The 20223-nt window shown below is 43.8% G+C and carries 18 protein-coding genes; 6 read left to right on the top strand and 12 right to left on the bottom strand.

Features of this window, described 5'->3' with window-relative positions; translation table 11 throughout:
- Positions 1 to 27: 27 nt before the first annotated feature.
- Complete coding sequence (locus tag EXU30_RS14395; RefSeq protein ID WP_130601175.1) at positions 28 to 444, bottom strand: thiol-disulfide oxidoreductase DCC family protein; 417 nt, start codon at positions 442 to 444, stop codon at positions 28 to 30.
- Positions 445 to 600: 156 nt separating this feature from the next.
- Between EXU30_RS14395 and EXU30_RS14400 the strand changes: the two genes are divergently transcribed.
- A complete protein-coding gene (locus tag EXU30_RS14400; protein WP_130601177.1) occupies positions 601 to 1488 on the top strand; it encodes a LysR family transcriptional regulator in 888 nt (295 codons plus the stop codon).
- Between the two features lie 134 nt (positions 1489 to 1622).
- Here EXU30_RS14400 and EXU30_RS14405 read toward each other — a convergent pair whose 3' ends face one another.
- From EXU30_RS14405 to EXU30_RS14425, 5 genes are all read right to left on the bottom strand, one after another.
- Positions 1623 to 2786 carry a BamA/TamA family outer membrane protein gene (locus EXU30_RS14405; RefSeq protein WP_242620218.1) on the bottom strand — a complete coding sequence of 388 codons (1164 nt, stop codon included), beginning with the start codon at positions 2784 to 2786 and terminating at the stop codon, positions 1623 to 1625.
- A 99-nt stretch (positions 2787 to 2885) separates the two neighbouring features.
- Positions 2886 to 3305, bottom strand: a complete 420-nt coding sequence (locus tag EXU30_RS14410; protein ID WP_130601179.1) for a hypothetical protein — start codon at positions 3303 to 3305, stop codon at positions 2886 to 2888.
- Between the two features lie 402 nt (positions 3306 to 3707).
- Positions 3708 to 4016 carry a hypothetical protein gene (locus tag EXU30_RS14415; RefSeq protein ID WP_130601181.1) on the bottom strand — a complete coding sequence of 103 codons (309 nt, stop codon included), beginning with the start codon at positions 4014 to 4016 and terminating at the stop codon, positions 3708 to 3710.
- Positions 4017 to 4134: 118 nt separating this feature from the next.
- Positions 4135 to 7254: an efflux RND transporter permease subunit gene (locus EXU30_RS14420; RefSeq protein WP_130601183.1), complete on the bottom strand. Its 3120-nt coding sequence runs from the start codon at positions 7252 to 7254 to the stop codon at positions 4135 to 4137.
- Between the two features lie 5 nt (positions 7255 to 7259).
- Positions 7260 to 8480, bottom strand: a complete 1221-nt coding sequence (locus EXU30_RS14425; protein WP_130601185.1) for an efflux RND transporter periplasmic adaptor subunit — start codon at positions 8478 to 8480, stop codon at positions 7260 to 7262.
- A gap of 274 nt (positions 8481 to 8754) precedes the next feature.
- Here EXU30_RS14425 and EXU30_RS14430 point away from each other — a divergent pair, with 274 nt between their 5' ends.
- The 3 genes from EXU30_RS14430 to EXU30_RS14440 all read left to right on the top strand — a co-directional run bounded on the left by EXU30_RS14430 (position 8755) and on the right by EXU30_RS14440 (position 11953).
- On the top strand, positions 8755 to 8952 hold the full coding sequence (locus EXU30_RS14430; protein ID WP_130601187.1) for a hypothetical protein: 198 nt from the start codon (positions 8755 to 8757) through the stop codon (positions 8950 to 8952).
- 180 nt (positions 8953 to 9132) lie between these two features.
- Positions 9133 to 9408, top strand: coding sequence for a hypothetical protein (locus EXU30_RS14435; protein ID WP_130601189.1), 276 nt, complete (start codon positions 9133 to 9135; stop codon positions 9406 to 9408).
- A gap of 1816 nt (positions 9409 to 11224) precedes the next feature.
- Positions 11225 to 11953, top strand: coding sequence for a hypothetical protein (locus EXU30_RS14440; protein WP_207234072.1), 729 nt, complete (start codon positions 11225 to 11227; stop codon positions 11951 to 11953).
- A gap of 168 nt (positions 11954 to 12121) precedes the next feature.
- Here EXU30_RS14440 and EXU30_RS14445 read toward each other — a convergent pair whose 3' ends face one another.
- Together EXU30_RS14445 and EXU30_RS14450 are read right to left on the bottom strand one after the other, a co-directional pair.
- Entirely contained in the window at positions 12122 to 12406 is a 285-nt protein-coding gene (locus tag EXU30_RS14445) for a hypothetical protein (protein ID WP_130601191.1), read from the bottom strand.
- 295 nt (positions 12407 to 12701) lie between these two features.
- The gene (locus tag EXU30_RS14450; RefSeq protein ID WP_130601193.1) at positions 12702 to 13820 is read right to left on the bottom strand and encodes an MFS transporter; all 1119 of its coding nucleotides are present in this window, start codon (positions 13818 to 13820) and stop codon (positions 12702 to 12704) included.
- Positions 13821 to 14068: 248 nt separating this feature from the next.
- On the opposite strand from EXU30_RS14450, the gene EXU30_RS14455 reads away from it, so the two are divergent.
- Positions 14069 to 14944, top strand: coding sequence for a LysR family transcriptional regulator (locus tag EXU30_RS14455; protein ID WP_130601195.1), 876 nt, complete (start codon positions 14069 to 14071; stop codon positions 14942 to 14944).
- Between the two features lie 111 nt (positions 14945 to 15055).
- On the opposite strand, the gene EXU30_RS14460 is transcribed toward EXU30_RS14455, so the two are convergent.
- The 4 genes from EXU30_RS14460 to EXU30_RS14475 form a co-directional block, all read right to left on the bottom strand.
- Complete coding sequence (locus tag EXU30_RS14460; protein ID WP_130601197.1) at positions 15056 to 15694, bottom strand: cytochrome P460 family protein; 639 nt, start codon at positions 15692 to 15694, stop codon at positions 15056 to 15058.
- A gap of 162 nt (positions 15695 to 15856) precedes the next feature.
- Positions 15857 to 16831 carry a linear amide C-N hydrolase gene (locus EXU30_RS14465; protein ID WP_130601199.1) on the bottom strand — a complete coding sequence of 325 codons (975 nt, stop codon included), beginning with the start codon at positions 16829 to 16831 and terminating at the stop codon, positions 15857 to 15859.
- A gap of 324 nt (positions 16832 to 17155) precedes the next feature.
- Complete coding sequence (locus EXU30_RS14470; RefSeq protein WP_207234073.1) at positions 17156 to 17977, bottom strand: hypothetical protein; 822 nt, start codon at positions 17975 to 17977, stop codon at positions 17156 to 17158.
- Between the two features lie 332 nt (positions 17978 to 18309).
- A complete protein-coding gene (locus tag EXU30_RS14475; RefSeq protein ID WP_130601201.1) occupies positions 18310 to 19029 on the bottom strand; it encodes a hypothetical protein in 720 nt (239 codons plus the stop codon).
- 442 nt (positions 19030 to 19471) lie between these two features.
- Between EXU30_RS14475 and folM the strand changes: the two genes are divergently transcribed.
- A complete protein-coding gene (gene folM / locus EXU30_RS14480) occupies positions 19472 to 20197 on the top strand; it encodes a dihydromonapterin reductase (RefSeq protein ID WP_130601203.1) in 726 nt (241 codons plus the stop codon).
- Positions 20198 to 20223 lie beyond the last annotated feature (26 nt).

Consider the following 20223-nt stretch of genomic DNA (forward strand, 5'->3'; position numbering starts at 1 on the left):
GCCTGAAAACATATTTAGCACGAACAGCTAGAGCGAACATGAATCTCCGTCGCAGCGCTTTTGACCTGTCAGTAGGTAAGAAATACGATAGCGATTACTGGCAAATTTCAAGTAGGCCTTGTCTGCAACACATTTAATGCCGGGCAGTCGCAGTAGTTGAATCCAGGGGTGTTTGCCCACCATTTGCCAGGCTTTTGCCGTTACATCTAATCCCAATAGCATTTCACCGCTGTCTTCCATAATATCGCTCGATCGCCCGCTATGCAGCCAGCCATGCAAAATGGTATTAGCATAATCAGTGTCTAGTGTAGGAAAGCGCTCGTTAATATCTTCAGCATTGAGATCTTGAAGCACTATGCTGTTAAACCTGTCATAACTCTTTAGCTGCGCCATTTCTTTGCTGCAAAGCGGGCACGCACTGTCGTAGAAAATCGTTAACTGCATAGTTTCCTCCCGCTACATGTCGCGAAATTTGGATAATTACTAAGTTATACGTAGGGCAAGCAAAAAGCGATCTTTGTTGTAACTGCTCAATATAGCACTAGCTAAATTGCGCTGGTTTTATATACTTAACCTACATTAATTTCGAATGGATATCCGATGTTAAATATTGAACAACTTAATGCGTTTGTGGCAGCGGCAGAGAAGGGATCATTTTCAGCCGCGGCAAGGCATATTGGTAAAAGCCAAAGCTCTGTGAGTATTAGCGTTAATAACTTAGAGTTAGATTTAGGTATTTCACTGTTTGACCGCAGCACTAAGTATCCAACCTTAACGGTGCAAGGTGAGCGCCTGTATCAGCAAGCTAAAATTCTGCTGCGTCAAGCTGAGCGTATGGAAAGCTACGCCCTTGGGGTTAACGAAGAAGTTGAAGATACCTTGGTTATTGGGATCGATTCATTAGCACCTTTAGCGCTCATCGAAGCTCCCCTGGAAAAGCTCGGACAGAAGTTCCCATTTACCAATGTTAAGTTGATCAAGCTAGCAAATAACCAATTGGCTAATGCCGTTCACAGTGGTGAAATACAAGTCGCCATGATGTTCCCTGATGAGGGCGTACCAGAGCATTTAGACTTTCTGTCGTGTATGAATGTTGAGTGGGTTTGTGTATGTAGTCCTGACTCCAGTTTTGCCGACATGGACGTGGTTGATAACGAAACTTTAATCTCGCATAGGCAGGTTATTTGCTCTGGATTGATGGACAATTCAGTCATGAGAACCCAGTCGATATTGTCGCAAGATGTCTGGGAAGCATCTGATCAAGATGATGTAGTCCGCTTAATCGAGCAAGATATTGGTTGGGGCTTTATTCCACAAGCCATGTTAGGCGATAGGCAAGCATTAGGCACACTCAATGTATTTAAGCCTGAGTTTAACTTGGCGCCTATGATTAACTCGCTGGATATTTGCTGGCGCACCAATATTCAACATGGCCCAGCAGCTCAGTTTTTTATTGATCAAATAACAGAGCTTGGCAGCAAACAGTAATAGCACTCAAACAAGCAAAACAGGCGATACCCGTTAGGGCATCGCCTGTTTTATTTTATCAAACTCAGTATGTCTAAGTGCTGATTATTGCGAGTTAGACATTCTGGTGTTCGCCTTGTTTTTGAAAGGCTTGCTTACCAAGCGCCGCCAAACTGAATATAAGTTGTCCACTCTTCGGGGCCTTTGGCTATATCGATACCAGCGCGGATCCCTAGCTGTCTTGCAATCAAGTAACGGAAACCACCGCCTTGCGCACTTTGCCATTTTGCATCACTAAAGCTTTGGTTATGGTCAAAGGCTTTACCTGTGCCGGCAAAACCAAGCACAGTCCAGCGGTCATCAATATCGTAACTCAGCTCAATTTCACCTAAAGCAGTGTTATCAGCCTGGTAGCGCATTGCTGCCATACCGCGCATATCAATAAATGGCTTGGCATAGAAAGGCACGCCTTCGGTAGCAGACTTACCATCAAGGCGTACACCTAAGCCCCACTTTGGAGATAGCCTAGTGTAGTTATTAACAAATAGATGGTAGTCCTGATAGTCAAAGTCACCACCGACTTTTTTGCCGTGAAACTTAGCTTTAATACCGGCTTTAGTTCCTGAGCGAGCTGAGAAAGTATTGTCCAGACTGTCATATGTCAGTTTAACGCCCACATGAGCATCAACACTATCAAATTCAGGTGACGGAACCCCTTCAATTGGGTCGGCTAGCTTGAACAAGGTAGTTGATGACATATTGACGTAGTCAGCACCGACAAAGAAGTTTGAGCCAGCGATTCTGAAATCAATATCTTGGAAAAAGTAGTGACCTTGCATATTGAATTCATTGGGCTTATCGCTGCCATTTTCATATTGCTTTAGGTTAAAGCTCGCACCGAAAAAACCACCTAAATAACGAATGTTATCTTCTTTCCAGTTGCCTGAGTGAAAAACACCAGCAAGCTTACTGCCGTTACTTGTCGCTAAGCCAACAACACCGGTTACACTTGGTGGAATACCTGAAACATCGTCAGGGTTTTGTTGACGGATCGCTTTTTGCTCGTCTGTTTCGTGGAAAAACAGCAGTGCAGCACCGCCACCTGCGCCAACGGCAGGTTCAGTTACGATAAGTGGTACTGGCATAAAACCGACCGCGTTATCTAGAATCCATTGACTGACATCAAACTTGCCATCTTTTGAGTCGCGAAATTGCTCCATAAAATCAGCTTGACTGTGAGATACACAGCCTAGTAGCGCAATTGCGGCTGTAATGGTTTTTAGCGGCACAAACTTGTTTCGCTGATTTTGTGTGTTCATTTTAAGTTACTCTCTCAAAACTTAAATCAGCACCAGCCTGTTGCAAATTGCGTAGGCTGATGCTGATGGAAAATGTCTAAATTTACTTAGCTGGGCTTCTTAGTAGTCGCCATAAAGCGCGTCGTCTATGATCGCGTCTTCAATCAGTGCTTCGTCGTACGCATCTTCAAGTTCGGCTTCGACAATGGCGTCACCGACAACTTCTTCTGTGTACATGTCTTCAAGTTCACCTTCGACAATGGCGTATTCAAGGTCTTCACGGTCACGGCGGCAACGCTCACGACGAACTTCACCTTCAACTAGGCCATCGATTGCACCAATACCGGCACCAATAGCAGCGCCACGCTTAGCGCCTTCTTTGCCATCAGCAATTGCGCCAAGGGCTGCGCCAACTAGACCGCCTTCAACAGCGCCGCCGACAGTGTTACCTAGGGTATCGTCACAGTAGTCAGCAGATGCTGGGGTCGATGCCATCGCTACGCCCATGGTTGATGCGATCATTAATTGCTTGAAATTCATTGTTGTCTCCTACTGAAAAATCAGATTCGGGGTTTAACTTGAGGCGAATGTTATAGGAGTTTTTTTGATTGATATAATTAGGTTGTATTAAGTTTTTTAATGGGTTAACAGTGCGTCAAAGTTAAGGGGCTAGCTGAGCGTCAAAGTTGAGGGAGTAACTTGCGGCCGCTATCAAGCGGTAAAAATAGTAAGACGAGCAAGTACACTAGCGCGTAAGCAGGTATTACGGCTCATGTGATTATAGCCACTCATGCGAAGAGTGCTACCTAAGTAAAGCCCGTTGATTGGAATGTTATGAAACCGCGTACTTTGGATAAGCTTCTATTGGTTTAATGAGGCGTTACAAAAAGCAGCTTAGACAACTGATGACTGAATCCAGCAACTAATCAATTAATTAACAGCTCAAATAAGCAGCTCGGCAGAAGAGATTGAGAAGTGTTGCAGTGACTTATCTAAAGCACGCAACATGACCTGTTTCTTCGCGTTGTTAAGGCTAGTATCTCGAACGATCACTCTGCCACCAAAGCGTCGCCAGCTGCCATTAATCTCATCCTGGAATTGATACTCGATTTGATAGTTCATGTATTTGATTCGGCGCATAGGCAGGCTAAACCTCTTTAGTCTTGTTGTTATTGAGTCGGTTATGCGATTCAGTGGCTCACCGGCAGTGAACTGCGTATAGATTGAGTTTGCAGAAATCGTCTGTGACATGGCTTCCACCGGTGCGCATGGCTCTAATTTTATGGAAACGCTAATCGCCTTTAGTAGCCCAAAGGCGATTAGTAACTTGAGTTAACGGCTAACTTGCTTGTGGCAATTTAAGCTCGATTTATTGCGCGCTGCTTTGCGGGTTAAGCTTCTCGCGCAGCTTTTGCAGCATGACAAAGAACACTGGCACTAGCAGACAACCCACAACCGTTGCCGCGAGCATGCCGCCAAAGCTTGCTTCACCTAGTGCGTTACGACTCGCCGAGCCTGCACCGGTTGCGATAACTAGTGGCAGTACACCTAGGATGAACGAGAATGCTGTCATCAATACCGCACGTAAACGTAGGGCAATGGCTTGTTTTGCAGCATCAAGAATCGACAATCCTTGCTCTTCTCGCAGCACTTTGGCGAACTCTACAATCAAAATCGCGTTGCGACTCGCCATACCAATCAACAGCACTAAACCAACCTGGGTATAAAGGTTAATCGTACCGCCAACTAATGCGGTGTAACCTAAGGCACCAAACAGTGCTGTTGGTACACACAAGATAATGGCCAGTGGGATCATCCAGCTTTCGTACTGAGCAACTAAGAACAGGTAAGTAAACAGTAGTGCTAGCGCAAATAGGTAAGGGGCACTGTCACCTGCTGCTAATTCCTGATAAGTCATACCGGTCCACTCATAGGCATAGCCATTTGGTAGCACGGTATCTGCAATTTGCTCCATTTCAGCAATGGCTTGACCACTACTAAAACCCTCTGCCGGAATCGCAATCACTTGAGCTGTGTTGTACAGGTTGTATCTTGCTGTGCTGTCAGCACCTACAAGCGACTTGTATTGGGCAAAGTTTGACAGCTTAACCATGGCGCCCGAGGCAGATTTCACATAGATTTGGCTTAAGTCTTTCTCGTCATTACGAAAGCTCTGTTCAGCTTGTAGTGTGACTTGATAGTTCTTACCAAACTTAGTGAAGTCGTTGACGTACATGCTACCCATCATGGCTGATAGCGTTTGGTTTACGTCAGCTAGGTTTACACCAAGTGCAAAGGCTTTTTGACGGTCGATATCTAGGTAAAGCTGCGGCACATTGGCGCTATAGGTTGAAAATGCCATGGCAATTTTTTCAGACTGATTTAGGGCATCTAAATAGTCTTCAATGGCTGGGCCCATCGCCTCAACACTGCGGCCTTGTAAGTCTTCAACTTGTAAGGTCAAACCGCCAGCAGTACCTAAACCTGGAATCGCAGGCATTGAAAATGCCATACCTGAAATATCACTGTTTGCATCAATTAGCGCTTGAGTTTGTGCCACTAGTGCAAATTCAGATTGCTCTGGGCGAGTACGCTCAGTCCAGTCCTCTAGCACAACAATCATCATGCCTGAGTTAGGTGACGCAGCGCCTTTTAGCAAGCTATAACCTTTAGCGGCGACTATGTGCTTAACGCCATCGAGCTGCTCAATTTTAGCGAGCATGTCGTTTACCATCACGTCAGTGCGGTCCAGCGATGAGGCTTCAGGCAGATTTAAGTCCACCATAAATGAGCCCTGATCTTCTGCTGGAATAAAGTCAGATGGCAGTTTATTGCCAAACACCGCGATAGCCGCAATCAACATGGCAAATAGGGCTGCACTTAATGCTAAGCGTTTACCTAAAAAGCCCACAGAGCCAACATAGCCTTGAGTGACACGGGTAACACAGCGGTTAAACATGCCTAAAAAGCCAGTGGTTTTAGGATGCTCATGGCGCATCATGATGGCACAAAGTGCAGGTGTAAGTGTTAGTGCAACGACGGTAGAGATAATGGTCGAAACAGAAATCGTTACACCAAATTGTTGGTACATTTGGCCTACCATACCTGGTGCGACTGATACTGGGCCAAATACTGCCAGTAATACCAACGCTGACGCGATAAGCGGTGCTGTCACTTCTTTCATTGCTTTCGAGGTGGCCTGCGGCGCTGCGAGGCCTTCGTCAGCCATTAAACGCTCTACGTTTTCAATTACAACAATTGCAGCATCTACTACCACACCGATAGCGAGGATTAGACCAAACATAGACAAGGTGTTGATATCAATCCCTAGCATTGCCATCACCGCAAAGGTACCGATAAGCGATACAGGAATCGCGATAGTCGGGATTAAGGTTGCGCGCCAGCTTTGCAGGAATAGGAAGGTCACCACAATAACGAGCCCTAGTGCGATGTATAAGGTTTCAAATACCTCATCCATCGACACTTCAATAAAGGTCGTTGAGTCGTAAGTAACCGCATAATCCATGTCTTGAGGGAAACGTTTGCTTAAACGTTCCATCTCCTGACGTACACCTTGTGCAACCTCAAGCGCGTTAGCACCCGGTGCCTGATAAATTGCCAGAATCGGGCTGTCGTTAGCGCCAAATGTTGCAAATGCTGAGTATTGCTCTGCTGCTAACTCTATCGTCGCGACATCGTTTAGGGTCACAAAGCTACCGTCGTTATTAGCGCGCAGAATAATATTTTCAAATTCTTCTGCGTTAACTAGGCGGCCTTGAGTTTGAATGGTGTATTGGAATACTTGTTGCCCAGTTGATGGGCGCTCACCCAGTTTACCTGCCGCTACTGTGGTATTTTGCGTGGCTATCGCATCTGCAATTTCACCCGCAGTAATGGCTTTGGCTGCCATTTTTTCTGGGTTTAACCATACACGCATTGCGTAGTTTTGTTCACCAATGACCTGCACTTTACCCACGCCATTAACCCTTAATAGGGCATCTTTAATATTGAGTGAGGCATAGTTAGACAGATAAAGATTGTCAAAACTCTGATTTGGTGAGTATGGGTTAACCGTCATTAAGATAGAGTTAGCGACTTTCTCAACCGTGACACCTTGGCGCTTTACCTCTTCAGGTAGCTTAGCCATGGCTTTGTTAACTCGATTTTGCACCAGTACCTGAGCCTTGTCTGGATCAGTGCCGATAGCAAAGGTGACATAAGCAAGATAGGTGTTGTCGTTATTGGACTTCGACTCCAGGTAGATCATGTTTTCTACACCATTGATCTCTTGCTCGATAACAGTTGCTACCGTGTTACGAATGGTGTTGTGATCAGCGCCTGGGAACACGGCGAATACTTCAATAGACGGCGGCACAATGTTTGGAAATTGCGATACCGGCATACGTATTAAGCTCATCAAGCCTGCTAGTGTCATCACAATCGATAACACAATGGCAAACTTGGGGCGTTTAATGAAAAACTCAACCATAGTGATTACCCCTTATTTGCTAACTTAATCACAGGCTCGACTTCAACTTGCGCGCCAGCACGAACACCCTGTAGGCCGCTCACAATCACTTGCTCGCCAGAAGTTAGCCCTTGGGTGACCAACCAATCGTTACCTACTCGTTGACCTAGGGTTAGGTATTTAGCTTGTACTGTGTTGGTCTCATTAACCGTCAACACATAGCGACCACCTTGGTCCTCTTGCACAGCATTTTGCGGTACAACAATGGCTTGAGTTGGTGTGGTTTGTTGCGATGTCACCGAGACAAATTGGCCTGGGAACAGCAATCTGTCTGGGTTAGGGAAGGTGATACGGAAACGAATCGTACCGTTGTTGCTGTCGACTTCGTTGTCAATAAATTCAACTTCACCTTTGTGTGAATAGTGGGTGCCGTTGGCAAGTTTTAAGGTCATTGCTGGGTTGGTAATTTCCTCGCCAGATTGAGCCATAGCTTGCAGTGTATTGAGGTAGTCTTTTTCATCAAGGTGGATGTTAACGTGCATCTTATCGAAGCTGATAAGACGAGTTAGCGGGGCGCTTTGTGGGCCAACGAGTGAGCCAATAGTATGTTGGCTGTCACTGACTAGGCCGTCAAATGGTGCGTAAATCTTGGTGTATGACAACTGCAGTAAGGCGTTATCAAGCGCCGCTTCAGCAGCTTTGGCTTCAGCTTTAACCATGTTGAACTCAGCGCCTAGTTGCTCCAGCTCAATCTGACTCAGGGCCTTTTGCTCTACCAGTGCACTTGCTTTGTTGACTAGCTTAGCCTTCATGGTAAGTAGTGCTTGCTTTTGCGCCAGTACCGCTTGTAAACGATTCGCCTCAACTTCAAATGGCGTTGGGTCTATCTCAAACAGTAAAGTGCCAGCTTTGACTTCTGCGCCATCTTCAAACGCTTTATTGATGATGTAACCAGAAACCTTAGGTTTAATCTCAAGTGAATGAACAGCTTGAGTTTTACCCATGAACTCTTCTTCTAGTTGCATAGCCTGAGGTGAAACCTGTTGCACTGAAACTTTAGCCAGCGCGGCTTCGGCTTGCTGCATGTCTTCGTCACTGCAACCGGTAGCCATGCAGCTCAGTGCAATTAGGCTTAATGCAGCGGTTAGCTTCTTTGTAGAGTTTAGCTTGCGCGTAGCCGCGCTATTTTGGGCAGTTAAGCCGTGAGCATTGCGGTAAATCTTGGTTAGTGTTGTCGAGCTTTTCATTGGCGTAATCCCCTCTCGATAGAAAACGGCCGGATTGGCATATGGGGCAACATTAACCTGAATTAATACTACTTTTGAGTTAGGTACTATAAGTAAAACGAATGGGTTGATTTATTGGTATAAAAACAAAGGCTTAGTTTTTGTACTTGCGCTCAAGGTGTGATTTCAGTGGAGCTTTGAATTGAAGTATATAGTTTTTGAATACAAGCTAATTAAAATGATATTAATAACGGGTAGATAATTAGCAGCCTCGAAGCACAGCAGGAGAGAGGCAATGCTAAACAAATATACATCTAACCGACAAGTTCAGTCGCAACTGGCGAAGTTAAAATCAGGTGCTAGTAAGCGTAATCGAAGCGAACTGTTAACCACATTTTACTATGGTTTGAGTGCAATTTTAGTGGTTGGCTTTATTTTGTTTGATTTAATGCTGGTTCGAACCAATGAAGTGTATTGTTGGTTAACCTTTTAGTTGAGTTTACTCGTCAATTTATCTACTAGTGTTTTACTTTACATTGTAAGTTAAGTCTTGGTTAGTTAGACATGATTGACTTCTAGCTTGTGGATAGAGATGATTTGCGCTCGCTTACATTTTTAGCATATACAAACAATAGCCACGGCTGGCTGAAGCTGACTAATCAGGGAAGAGTGCATGAGATCATATAAAGTAACAGATGCAAAAACGTCGCGAGCTAAGTTTGCTCGGAATGTTATCTATTTCACCCTTTGGTTTTTTGTGTTAACTCCGATATATGTCATATGGCCGTTGGCCGCCACGTATGTTGGTTTCGATTATCAAGCACCAATACGTGAAGTGAGTATAATTGCCTCTTCAACATATGTGTTAAGTGCAATTCTTTATGGAAGCATGGCATTTGCTTTTGCTCAAAAAGTGGCTGCATGGCTTTTTTATAAGCTTGGTGTGTAGTGAGTTAATTTATCCTTTTGCTAAGATGTATCGCTGTTACAAATACGATCGTTCAACATTTCTGTCTTAGGTTTATATCCGCAACCTTGCTCTCCTTTCTGGCTTCGTTTTGTTATTGTGAATCCGCTTATTCTTGCTATGTATCCGCTTAATTAAATTTTACTTCCATTTGAATTCAGCTCCGTATCATTTGTCATGACAGTTTTATATATCCAGCTGTGTTTTGAGCGTACCTATCGCATTCTGTTAACGCTAATTTGTCGTTAACTTCGGCTTCCCGTTAATGACGGATTTAAGCTAGTTGCTGTGAGTTATAAGTATATGTAAATCGAATAGCACCTGGTTAAAGGTTTTCAAAAAACTATTAGATACTAAAGCCAGGTTAATGACTAACCTCTCATCATACTCCCTGTTTTGGCTGCTTCTATTGAGGCAGCTTTTTTTTGCTTGTTTTTCAGCTTAGTCCTCAATGTTAACTTTTTAGTGTCATCTACGAATTGGGGCATTCAGCTTAATGATGCCAGGTCGGTGGTCGCTCAAGAGATAATTTAAAGTCGCGTGATATATATGCAAATCGAATAATATCTAGTTAAAGGTTTTCAAATAACTATTAGATACTAAAGCCAGGTTAATGACTAACCTCTCATCATACTCCCTGTTTGGCTGCTTCTATTGAGGCAGCTTTTTTTGCTTGTTTTCCAGCTTAGTCCTCAATGTTAACTTTTTAGTGTCATCTACGTATTGGAGCATTCACCGCAATGATGCCTGGTTGGTGGTCGCTCAAGAGATAATTTAAAGTCGCGTGATATATATGCAAATCGAATAATATCTAGTTAAAGGTTTTCAAAAAACTAGTAGATACTAAAGCCAGGTTAATGACTAACCTCTCATCATACTCCCTGTTTGGCTGCTTCTATTGAGGCAGCTTTTTTTTGCTCGTTTTCCAGCTTAGTCCTCAGTGTTAACTTTTTAGTGTCATCTAAAAATGGGGGCATTCAGCTTAATAATGCCTGGTCGGTGGTTGCTTAAGAGATAATTTGAAGGCGAGTGATGTATATGCAAATTGAATAGTACCTAGTTAAAGGTTTTCAAAAAACTAGTAGATACTAAAGCCAGGTTAATGACTAACCTCTCATCATACTCCCTGTTTGGCTGCTTCTATTGAGGCAGCTTTTTTTTGCTTGTTTTCCAGTTTAGTCCTCAGTGTTAACTTTTTAGTGTCATCTACGAATTGGGGCATTGACCTTAATGGTGCCAGATTGGTGGCCGCTTAAGAGATAATCTGAAGGTGAGTAATATATATATGTAAATCGAATAGTACCTGGTTAAAGGTTTTCAAAAAACTATTAGATACTAAAGCCAGGTTAATGACTAACCTCTCATCATACTCCCTGTTTTGGCTGCTTCTATTGAGGCAGCTTTTTTTACCTCAATTTTTTTGGTCGAGCGTTTTGGTTGATGGTTGCTTGCTAAAGTGGTTGATAGCTGTTTGCTAACTTTGTTGATAGCTGTTTGCTAACTTTGTTGATAGCTGTTTGCTAACTTTGTTGATGGCTCTTTGCTAACTTTGTTGATGGCTCTTTGCTAACTTTGTTGATGGCTCTTTGCTAACTTTGTTGATGGCTCTTTGCTAACTTTGTTGATGGCTCTTTGCCAAACCGGTTGATGACTCTTTGCCAAACCGGTTGATGACTCTTTGCTAAATTAGCATGGGCTGGATTGACGTATTAATATATTTGATACTTATTAATTAAACGTATCGCTATAGTGCTGAGATAATGTCTCCCGTCAATGATTACAACACGAGGGTGACACAATGAAATCAATCAACAAAGCCTTATCAGTTTTAGCCTTATCTACAATGACTTGCTTCGGCGCAATGGCAGATGAAGCTAAAGAAGACGTTAACTATGGTGATCCTACCGCAAGCTTTACTACGCTTGGTGTGAGTGCTTCGAAAGACAACACTCAAATCAACGGTATGTATGGCGCAGGTGCGAACATCTTCCAGTTAGACCTAACCTTTAAGAACAAAGACGGCGAAAATACAGCTCGAGACGGCAAAGCCGGCGACTTAAGCGGCCGCGCACGCTACTTCCACGTGACTGATGGCCTTGGTTATTCTGTTGACGTGATTGGCGATCAAAACAACCAAACCGTTCTTGGTGGCATGATTTACAAGTTTCAAGTATCTGACAATGTCATGGTATTCCCTATGCTAAGCGTAGGTGGTACTCAGGCGAAGCGTTTTGACGACGATGCGAACAAATATACCAATAAGTATGACCGCTCAGGTTTAGCACAAGCTGGTGTGTATGCTATGTACGCGTTTGATGCTGGTCACTGGTTATATGCAAACCCTAAGTCGACTTATCACTTCAAGAGCAAAGAATTTATCAACCAGATCGAAGTGGGTGGCGGTTTTATGCTAGCACCACAGCTATCAGCAGGCTTCAAGGTTGAGTACACAGGCGAAGTGAAAACTGAGCACGGCAAAATGAAAGAAGACACAGTAGCTTGGTTACAAGCTAACTACTACTTCTAAACAAAGGCTTTAATGCCAGCAGTTAAGTCAAAGATTGACTTAACTGCACCAGAAATTAGCACAAAAAAAGCTACCCTTCTTAATTGAGAAAGGTAGCTTTTTTAACATTTGGGTCAGAGTAAAATTTTAGAGCGCTGTTGAATAGGTAGTTAGTTGATTTCCCAAGCTTTAGTCATATAGCTCAGGGATAGGCTCTTGTTCACGTTCAATAATATCTCGAATGATTATCTCATCCACTAGTCTACGCTCACGCAGTTCTCTGCGTTCCATCTCTAGATCATGTTGGCAGCGCAAGTCACAACCATGATGAATGGTATGCGTATTGCCAGATGGTGTATTACTGCACGCTGAAATCGTCAGTATCATACCTACTAAAGCAAGTTTAGTTACTCGCCTGATATTTACTTTAGAAGTCTCGTTCGTACAAGTTTGACGGCTGTTATTGATGCTCATATTGCCTCCTAAGGTAGGAACTGAAAGGCTGAGCTGCCGGGAAAGCGTTGGAGTTTGACTTAAAGCTTAGCTGAAGTAGCGCTCCCGACCTGAGAGGGTTAGCGCAAAGCGCAGCCGAAAGCACTACTTTAGCTAAGCTCTTGCTTTTAGCTCAGCTGCGGCTGATATTAGCGGGATTTCGTTTTTACAACGAATCAGTATGTATTCGGTTCATTGATGGGTTAGCAGAAACACTTATCGTGCTTGATTTTGTTTAGTTAGTTGAGCCAAGTGACTCTAATTTAGTTACTGTGATCTAGTTACTCTGGTTTTGACATTTTGCTTTTGGTAACAGTGGGTAGAGCAAAAATACAGAGACTAAAATTAATACAGACATCTCAACAACTATCCAGCCATGAACCAGAGCAGAAGGGCCAATCGCTGCGCCAATCGTTTGCGCTGCAACCATAAAACCAATTACTTGCCCTTGCTTGTCTGCAATCGAAATAGTGCCGATGAATAAAGGCAAGATGGTATTCCATAAGAACATGAATACCGAGATATAAATGAAATAACCAAATTGGGATTGGTTGTTAAATAGTAAGGTGATAATGCCAAGTTGGCATACCACGCAGAGCATCAATGCCTGAGTTTTATGTTTTCCTTTGCCTATCCAAGCTGCAAGTAAGGCGCCAAACAAACTGATAATAGTGCCTACAGCGAGAGCATTACCTTGTGCTTGAGGTTCGATACTGAGCTTTTGTCCAAGTACCGCAAGTATTGACCATACTCCAGAGTGTGTTAACGAAAATAAAAATAGTGCGGCGAGGCCTTTTAAAAGCTGAGCAGCTTCAGTTGGTGTTTGGCTAGGAGCATGGTTAATTGTAAAGTCTGGGCTGGCTGGTACTAGTAGCATTAAAAAAGCTGCCGCGGCAAAGATGTAGAATAGTGAGTCAAACCCAAAGCCGTGCAGTATTGATGGCAAGCAGACAAACATGAGTGCTGCATAGCACATTTGCACCGCCATTGCTTTACCAAAAGCCACGTCTGGGTTGGGTTCGTTGGCCAGCACTTCATAAGTTTTTACGATAACAACCCCTGCGCTAATGCCTGCAACCAGTCGCAAGCTAAAGAAAATAGCTTCTGCGGTCACCAGTGCACTTAGCACATGACTAACGACTAATACCATCAGAGCAACGTTTTCTTTAATTTCAAAAGACTTTGTTTTCTTGGCGATAAAGCAAATAAAGGATGCCAGCGCAAAACCGAGGATCTCGATGGTGGCGATATAGGTGATTTCAAAAGGTGACAATGATAAATGACGAGAAATAGCATCCAGATATAAAGGCAGCAATTGGAACACACTCGAAGCAATCGCCATTTTTATACTGGCAATAAGCCACTTATTACTGTTTGTTTGGCCGATGAATTTCAAATTATCCCTTTTAAATATTTGCAGGCGTATAAATTTGTGAGTTGTATGGGGTGGAGGTTACCATTTGTACAGCTCATCTCCAATATTAGGTTACCGAGCAAGATTTGGTAAAGCTGTTGCTTGCAATGATGTCAGATGTGCAAGGTAATTGATTGGATTGGTATTAGTTAGATGACTTGTTATTGTGGTAATGATTCTCAAACGATTAGTACCACTGTTTAATCCACAACAAATGAGGCTGCGTTGCCATGCTTATTACATCTGAACGTTTAATGTATTTGGTTACAGTAGCCGACCAAGGTTCGTTTTCGGCTGCGGCCAGAGTGCTAAATGTTAGCCCGTCTGCAGTGAACCAAATGATCAACAATATGGAAGTCGATCTCGACTTAAGCTTATTTGATCGAACTGCAGGTAAAGCGCCCAAATTGACCAATGCAGGAAAGGCGATTTATTTTCAGGCGCAAGAGTTAATGCCAAGATTTGAAGCGATTGAGAAGAAAGTGCAGTCGCTAAAAGATGGGGTTGAGACATCTTTAACCATAGCCGTTCATGGTTTTACTTTTACCGAGCAGGTCAATAATGCCATTTACGAGTTAACCCAGGAGTTTCCACAGCTGCAGGTGAATATTGTTGATAGTGAGCAGGCCGACCTGACATCCGAAAGTAGCTCTGTCGATATCGTTATCTCGCCAGCATCGCTGGTTCCGCTTCGCGGTTTAGAAAGCAAAATGTTTGATAAAGTACACTGGCAGTTCGTGGCTGCGACCAGCCACCCGCTGGCGAAACGCCGCGGCGAGTTAACTAAATTAGACTTAATTGAACATTTTCAATTGTTGTCGTCTCAGGGCCGTGTGGCAACACCTGAGTTAATAGAGTCGTTGCGTTACAGCCCTAAAGTGATTTCATGTGATCAAACATACCAAATCCGCTCACTACTGCTTAATGGCACTGGTTTTACCATGTATCCAAAACGTTTAGCCAAAGAGCTTGTTGATAACGGCAGCGTTAAAGTGCTCAAGGTTGATTTCGACTCAGATTTGCTCGAATGGCCTGTTGAGGTGTGTTGGTCTCAGGCCATCGGGCAGGCGGGTCAATGGTTTATTGATAGCTTACTTGACGAGTAAAGCCTAGAGCCTATTCAGACTTATCATCTGCAACCTTGGTTAAATCACTTCCTGGCTCAATTTCAATAAGCTTGATGACAGGTGTTGGATTGGCGCGTTTACTTTGCGCTTTTAGCTTGGGTGATGCGGGCAAGCTAGGCAATTTAATACGATGATAAATTTCAAGATGTAACCAGTCGTTTGCCTTTTGCGGTAAGTGGCACCCTGACAATACTCGGCATTCTTGTTGGTATTGGTGAGTGGTTGCTCTGGATTATCATATTGTGCCCAACCCCAGCTGCTATCCCATAGCTGCTTGTGCTCAGACTGATAAAAACGCATGGTCGAATCTTTTACCATCACAAAGGCAATGTCACGGCTAGCTTGATGTTGCACTTCCCCTGACAGTAATGACATGTTTTCTGATACAAAGCGGATGTCTTTTATAATGACTGTGCCGTCTGGCCACACACCGGTTTTGTTGAATTCAATTAACGCATCGGCTTGAGTGTAGGCTGAGTTAATGTTTTGCAACACGCCATCATCAGGACGAGTCACTGTATTGCTACCTAGATGCACAAAGCCTTGAAGTGCATAGTCTTCAGGTAGATGAATTTGCCCTTGCTCGTCCACGATGCTTGTTCTTGATTTGGTATCAGCAAAGGTGTCTTTGTAGGAAACCTCAGCGTTAGCATTCATGCTTAACACCATGGTACTAATTAATGCCGTTACAGCCATTAATACTCGTGATTTGTTGATTGTGTTGCTCATAGTCCGCTCGCTTGTTGCCAATGTTTGTCATTAAAGAGGTGACAGTTAGAGTCATGTTTTGTCTATGCTTGTTTTCACAACCACAAACGAAACATGACCTAAAGGAAAAAGCGCTAAGGCCGCGGTAAAGACCCTAGCGCTTTGAGTGGGTTACCTATTGAGTTATAGGTTTGGGTTTTGACCTAGTACCACACGTTTTGCTGCTGTGGTGTCGAATTGCTCAAAGCTATATTGCTCTGCTGCCCAGCTGTCGTAGCGATCTAGCGTCCAGGTTTTGTTAGTACGGTCGGTGTAGTTAGTCCAAAGTGTTGGGAAGATATCGTTCACTTCTTTGTCTAACTGGTCGTAACCCGCGAATACTGTTGCACCAACTGCTTTTAGTGACAGCTTAGCTTTGTTAATGTCGGTTACATTGCGAGTATATAAGTCCTCAACAATGACCTTGGCACGTAGACGACGATCTAATGGGTTAATCGTTGCGTTAGGCTCTACTTTTTCAGCGTCAGCTTTTAAGTGTTGGTCAAATGCTGGGTCGTTACTCATGTAGTTTGCACCATATTCGGTGTATACCTTCATTTCACCATCGATGAACTCAACGACTGCAGCGTTGCCGCTTGCATCAGCAAATTGGTAGTGCACTGGTGGGTAAATACATTCACCTTCGTGGTTTGGTAGGTCACAGATACCTGTTGGGACTACGTCCACCTGTTGCAGAGCATTAATTACGTCAGCAACATTATCGAAGTTGTCTACCGCCCAAGTTGGAACCATGCCAGCATCTACATTTGGTTTTTCTGCTGTGTCAGCCGCAAACTTGGTACCTGCTTCTTTACCTAGGTAAAGAATACGTGCTTCAAAGCCGTTTTCGTTCATGGCTTCTGCTACAACGCCAGGATTAAAAGACTCAATTTTTAGCGCAGCAAATTTGCTGGTGGTTTCTACACCGTCAGTTTCACTGTACTGAGTCGCCATGCCTTTGCCTGTGCCAACTACAACTGCTTGGTCTTGACCAAACCAGTCCATAGTGCGCATGGTCATTTGTGCTTGGTCATTGCCATATACTGCTGTGGTACATGCTTGAGCGAAACCTGCAGAAACTGTTGCAGCGATAGCGAATGCGATAATTGACTTTTTCATAGTAGTGTCCTCAATGTGCTGTGTAAGCTAATTTGGTTTTAAATCTCAGTGCCGTTTGGCTTGAGTGAATTATCCCCAAACTCGACTTTTAGGTCGAATTAGCACCTTTAAGTTTATCTAATAGGTTGAAGGCCTTGTTTCTCAGTTACGCTTCAGAATTACGTTTCAGAGTTCGCAAGGCAAAAAAAAGCCACCTATCTAGGTGGCGAGTGGGAGACGTTCACCGAACAAGCGGCTTGTTGTTATTAGAATCCCAGATGACAGCCTGGTAAGGGCTTTCATTTTTATTTTGAGTGTAGGGCACTCAAGGTCTTGTTGTTCTAACTAAAATACATAGGCATAACGCAATTTGAAGGTTTGCTCTGTACCTGGTACATAACCGCCGATAGGTGAGTCTTCACCAACGTATCTTACGCGCATTCCTGTACCTGAGTTCTTCACTAAAAAGTGTTCATTGACCAGCATCAACTTATGACGCTTGTCTTCGGTAAGGTTGACGCTCGCGCCAAGTTCAACTTTTAAAGTTTCGCCCATTTGGTCTGAGCGCCAGCTAGCATATTGCGGGTGCAATCTTAGGCTCAAACGATCGTTGATTTGATAATCCATGCGCACGTTTAACTGCATACCGGTATCATCAAAGGTGCTGCCGTTGGTGAGTTTGTTAGATAATCTAGCGACGGTTGGATTAATGCGTAGGCTCAAGTTATCCCAGCGATTTTTGTAGGCTAAACCCACAGCGCCAATAATTGGGCCTGTGCCTTTCCAATCTGACTTGATGAGATCTATCGATACACCAAAGTTGTCGTTCCAGTAGCCGTATGCCCAGTTGCGGGCGACACTGATTTCGCCTCGGCGATTGACTTTAGCTGCTAGGGTGTTGTCCCATTTTAGACCAGCGAAGTTAATTCCAATGCCATTTACAATGGCTTCAACCTGTTGGATGTCTTGCTTTGATTCTGGCTTAACCGTGCGGGCAGTTTCAAAACCGAGAATACCAACCCAAGTTGCGCCACTTTTAGCTTGCGCTACTTTAGATTGTTCAGGGGTTGAGTTGCTCGCTTGAGTATCACTTGCTAACGCAGTCTGGCTGCATAGAAGTGTTGCAAAACATACTGACAGCAGACGCGCTTGATTGCTGAATTTCATAAGAGCCACCTTGATGCAATAGATGTGAAAATAGAGCTAAAGCTGGTTCAATGACCAGAAGCTCAATTAACAAAAAGAGGTTGGGCTCAAGTGTGAGAAGTAAATGACCGGTATAGTTAACTGTTTAATTAACGACTCTGCTTATGCTCAGAGCGCATTAACTAACCCAGTGACTATCAAGTGCGACCCTTAAAAATCATTTACCACTCAAAGATCGCAATGCGATACAGATGAGAGAGTGTGCACCGGTGAGTGATCTTAAGCTTCATCCATATTACGGACTGGATAAAGATGAAGCTTATTCACTTGAGCCCAAATTGGTTGCTAGCTGCTTAGAAGCGGTAAGAAACGCCAATTACTGACTTAGTTTCCCACTCGTCTTTCTTGCTAGACATTAGCTGTGGCTGTGGCTCTTTAGTGTCTGCACGGCCAACTTTGCCGTATACAGTGAAGCCTTCAAATGCTTCATAACCTAGTACACCAAAGAACTCACGTTGATCGCTGTTAACACCTTCGAAACGCTCACGGATGAAGCTACCTTCAACACCAACTTGGATGCCGTTGTCGAACTTGTAACCTGTACCTAGCTCAAGTTTGTACTCTTTTAGAACTGAGTTGATGCCATTTGGAGAGTTAACGCCACTTGCATATGGTGTTGCACCGCCAATTTCAGGTAGTTCTGGAGTTGGTAGCTCTGGTAATTCACCAGTTGGTGCTGGAACCTTGATGCGGTCTTTACGCATTGCACGGCCATCAACGTACGCGTAGAAGTTGTCAAAGTTAGTTTGGATAGTGATACCACCACCTAGGTTGCCACTGTCCCAACGCTTGTCGCCAAGGTCGTTGTAGTTAGTTTCAGCAGATAAGAATGGCACTACAGATACCGCGCCAAAGTTGAAGTCGTAACCTACACGACCTTCAACATATGCTGATTTGTCTTGTGTAGTGTATTCGCTTTCTACTTTACCGGTAAAACCGTTAAGTACGCTCGCATTTGCCATACCAGTTGACAATGCCAACAGTGCTGCAACAGCAATTGCTGATTTCTTCATTTTAAAACCCTCATGATTAATAATAATGTTTAATAACAAGCGACTAGATAAAAAAATTGCTTGTTTACCTTGTCTGGTGGCGGCTAGTATCCTATCGATTTACGTATTAATTTAATGAGGTATTATTCGATCTATTAATACGTTAGTTTTGTGTAAACTTAAGCCATTGAAAATAAATGAAATAGAATTGGTCGATGCTCTGTCTTATTTTTTACCTGGTGTGCCCAGCAGTAAAAAGCCTGCTTGAGAGGCGAGCTTATTCAAAGGTGATTGTGGCCCGTTAAGGCTAAAAGCGATCTGAATTTACCCTAGATGCGTATTGGTTGGTGAGTAACATAGGCAAGTGAATTTGCAGAAAAACTAAATAATTCATTAAATTGCAATGGTTTAATTCTGACACATCAGTCATGATGGCAATATAAAACAAAGTTGAGAGCGGGATATGAGTCGTACGGTATTAATAACAGGTATTGGTAAGCGCATTGGCTTTTCATTAGCCAAGTATTTGTTAGCGAAAGGGCATAAAGTGATTGGCACTTATCGCACACACTATAGCAGTGTTGAGCAGCTTGCTAAGCTTGGGGCAACGGTGATCCCTTGTGATTTTTGCCAAGAGGGCGCCATCGATGCCCTAATAGAGCAAGTTAGCCAGCATACTCAACTTGATACCATTATTCATAACGCATCTGACTGGTTACCAGACAATGCCGATATGCCGCCGCAGCAGATTATGCAGCGCATGATGCAGGTACATGTTAACGCCCCATACCAAATTAACTTGGGCCTGAGTGAATTGTTACAAGCCAATGCTAAGCTGCATGACGACTGCATTGGCGCGAGCAATATTATCCACATTACCGATTACGTCGCAGAAAAGGGCAGTAAAAAGCACATTGCCTATGCAGCGAGTAAAGCTGCTTTGCATAACTTAACCCTCTCTTTTGCAACTAGCCTAGCCCCAGCGGTAAAGGTTAATTCCATTGCGCCGGCGATGATCTTGTTTAATGAGTCAGATGATGATGCATACAAGAGCAAAACCCTTGCCAAAGCGATTTTGCCAAAAGAGGCGGGCAACAGTGAAATTCACTCGCTGGTGGAGTATTTGCTAAGCAGCCACTACGTCACAGGCCGCAGTTTTGCTGTTGATGGTGGTCGGCATTTGAAGTAATCCAATGTTTGGATTACTTCGGCTTG

The organism is Shewanella maritima (assembly GCF_004295345.1).
Classification (GTDB): Bacteria; Pseudomonadota; Gammaproteobacteria; order Enterobacterales; family Shewanellaceae; genus Shewanella; species Shewanella maritima.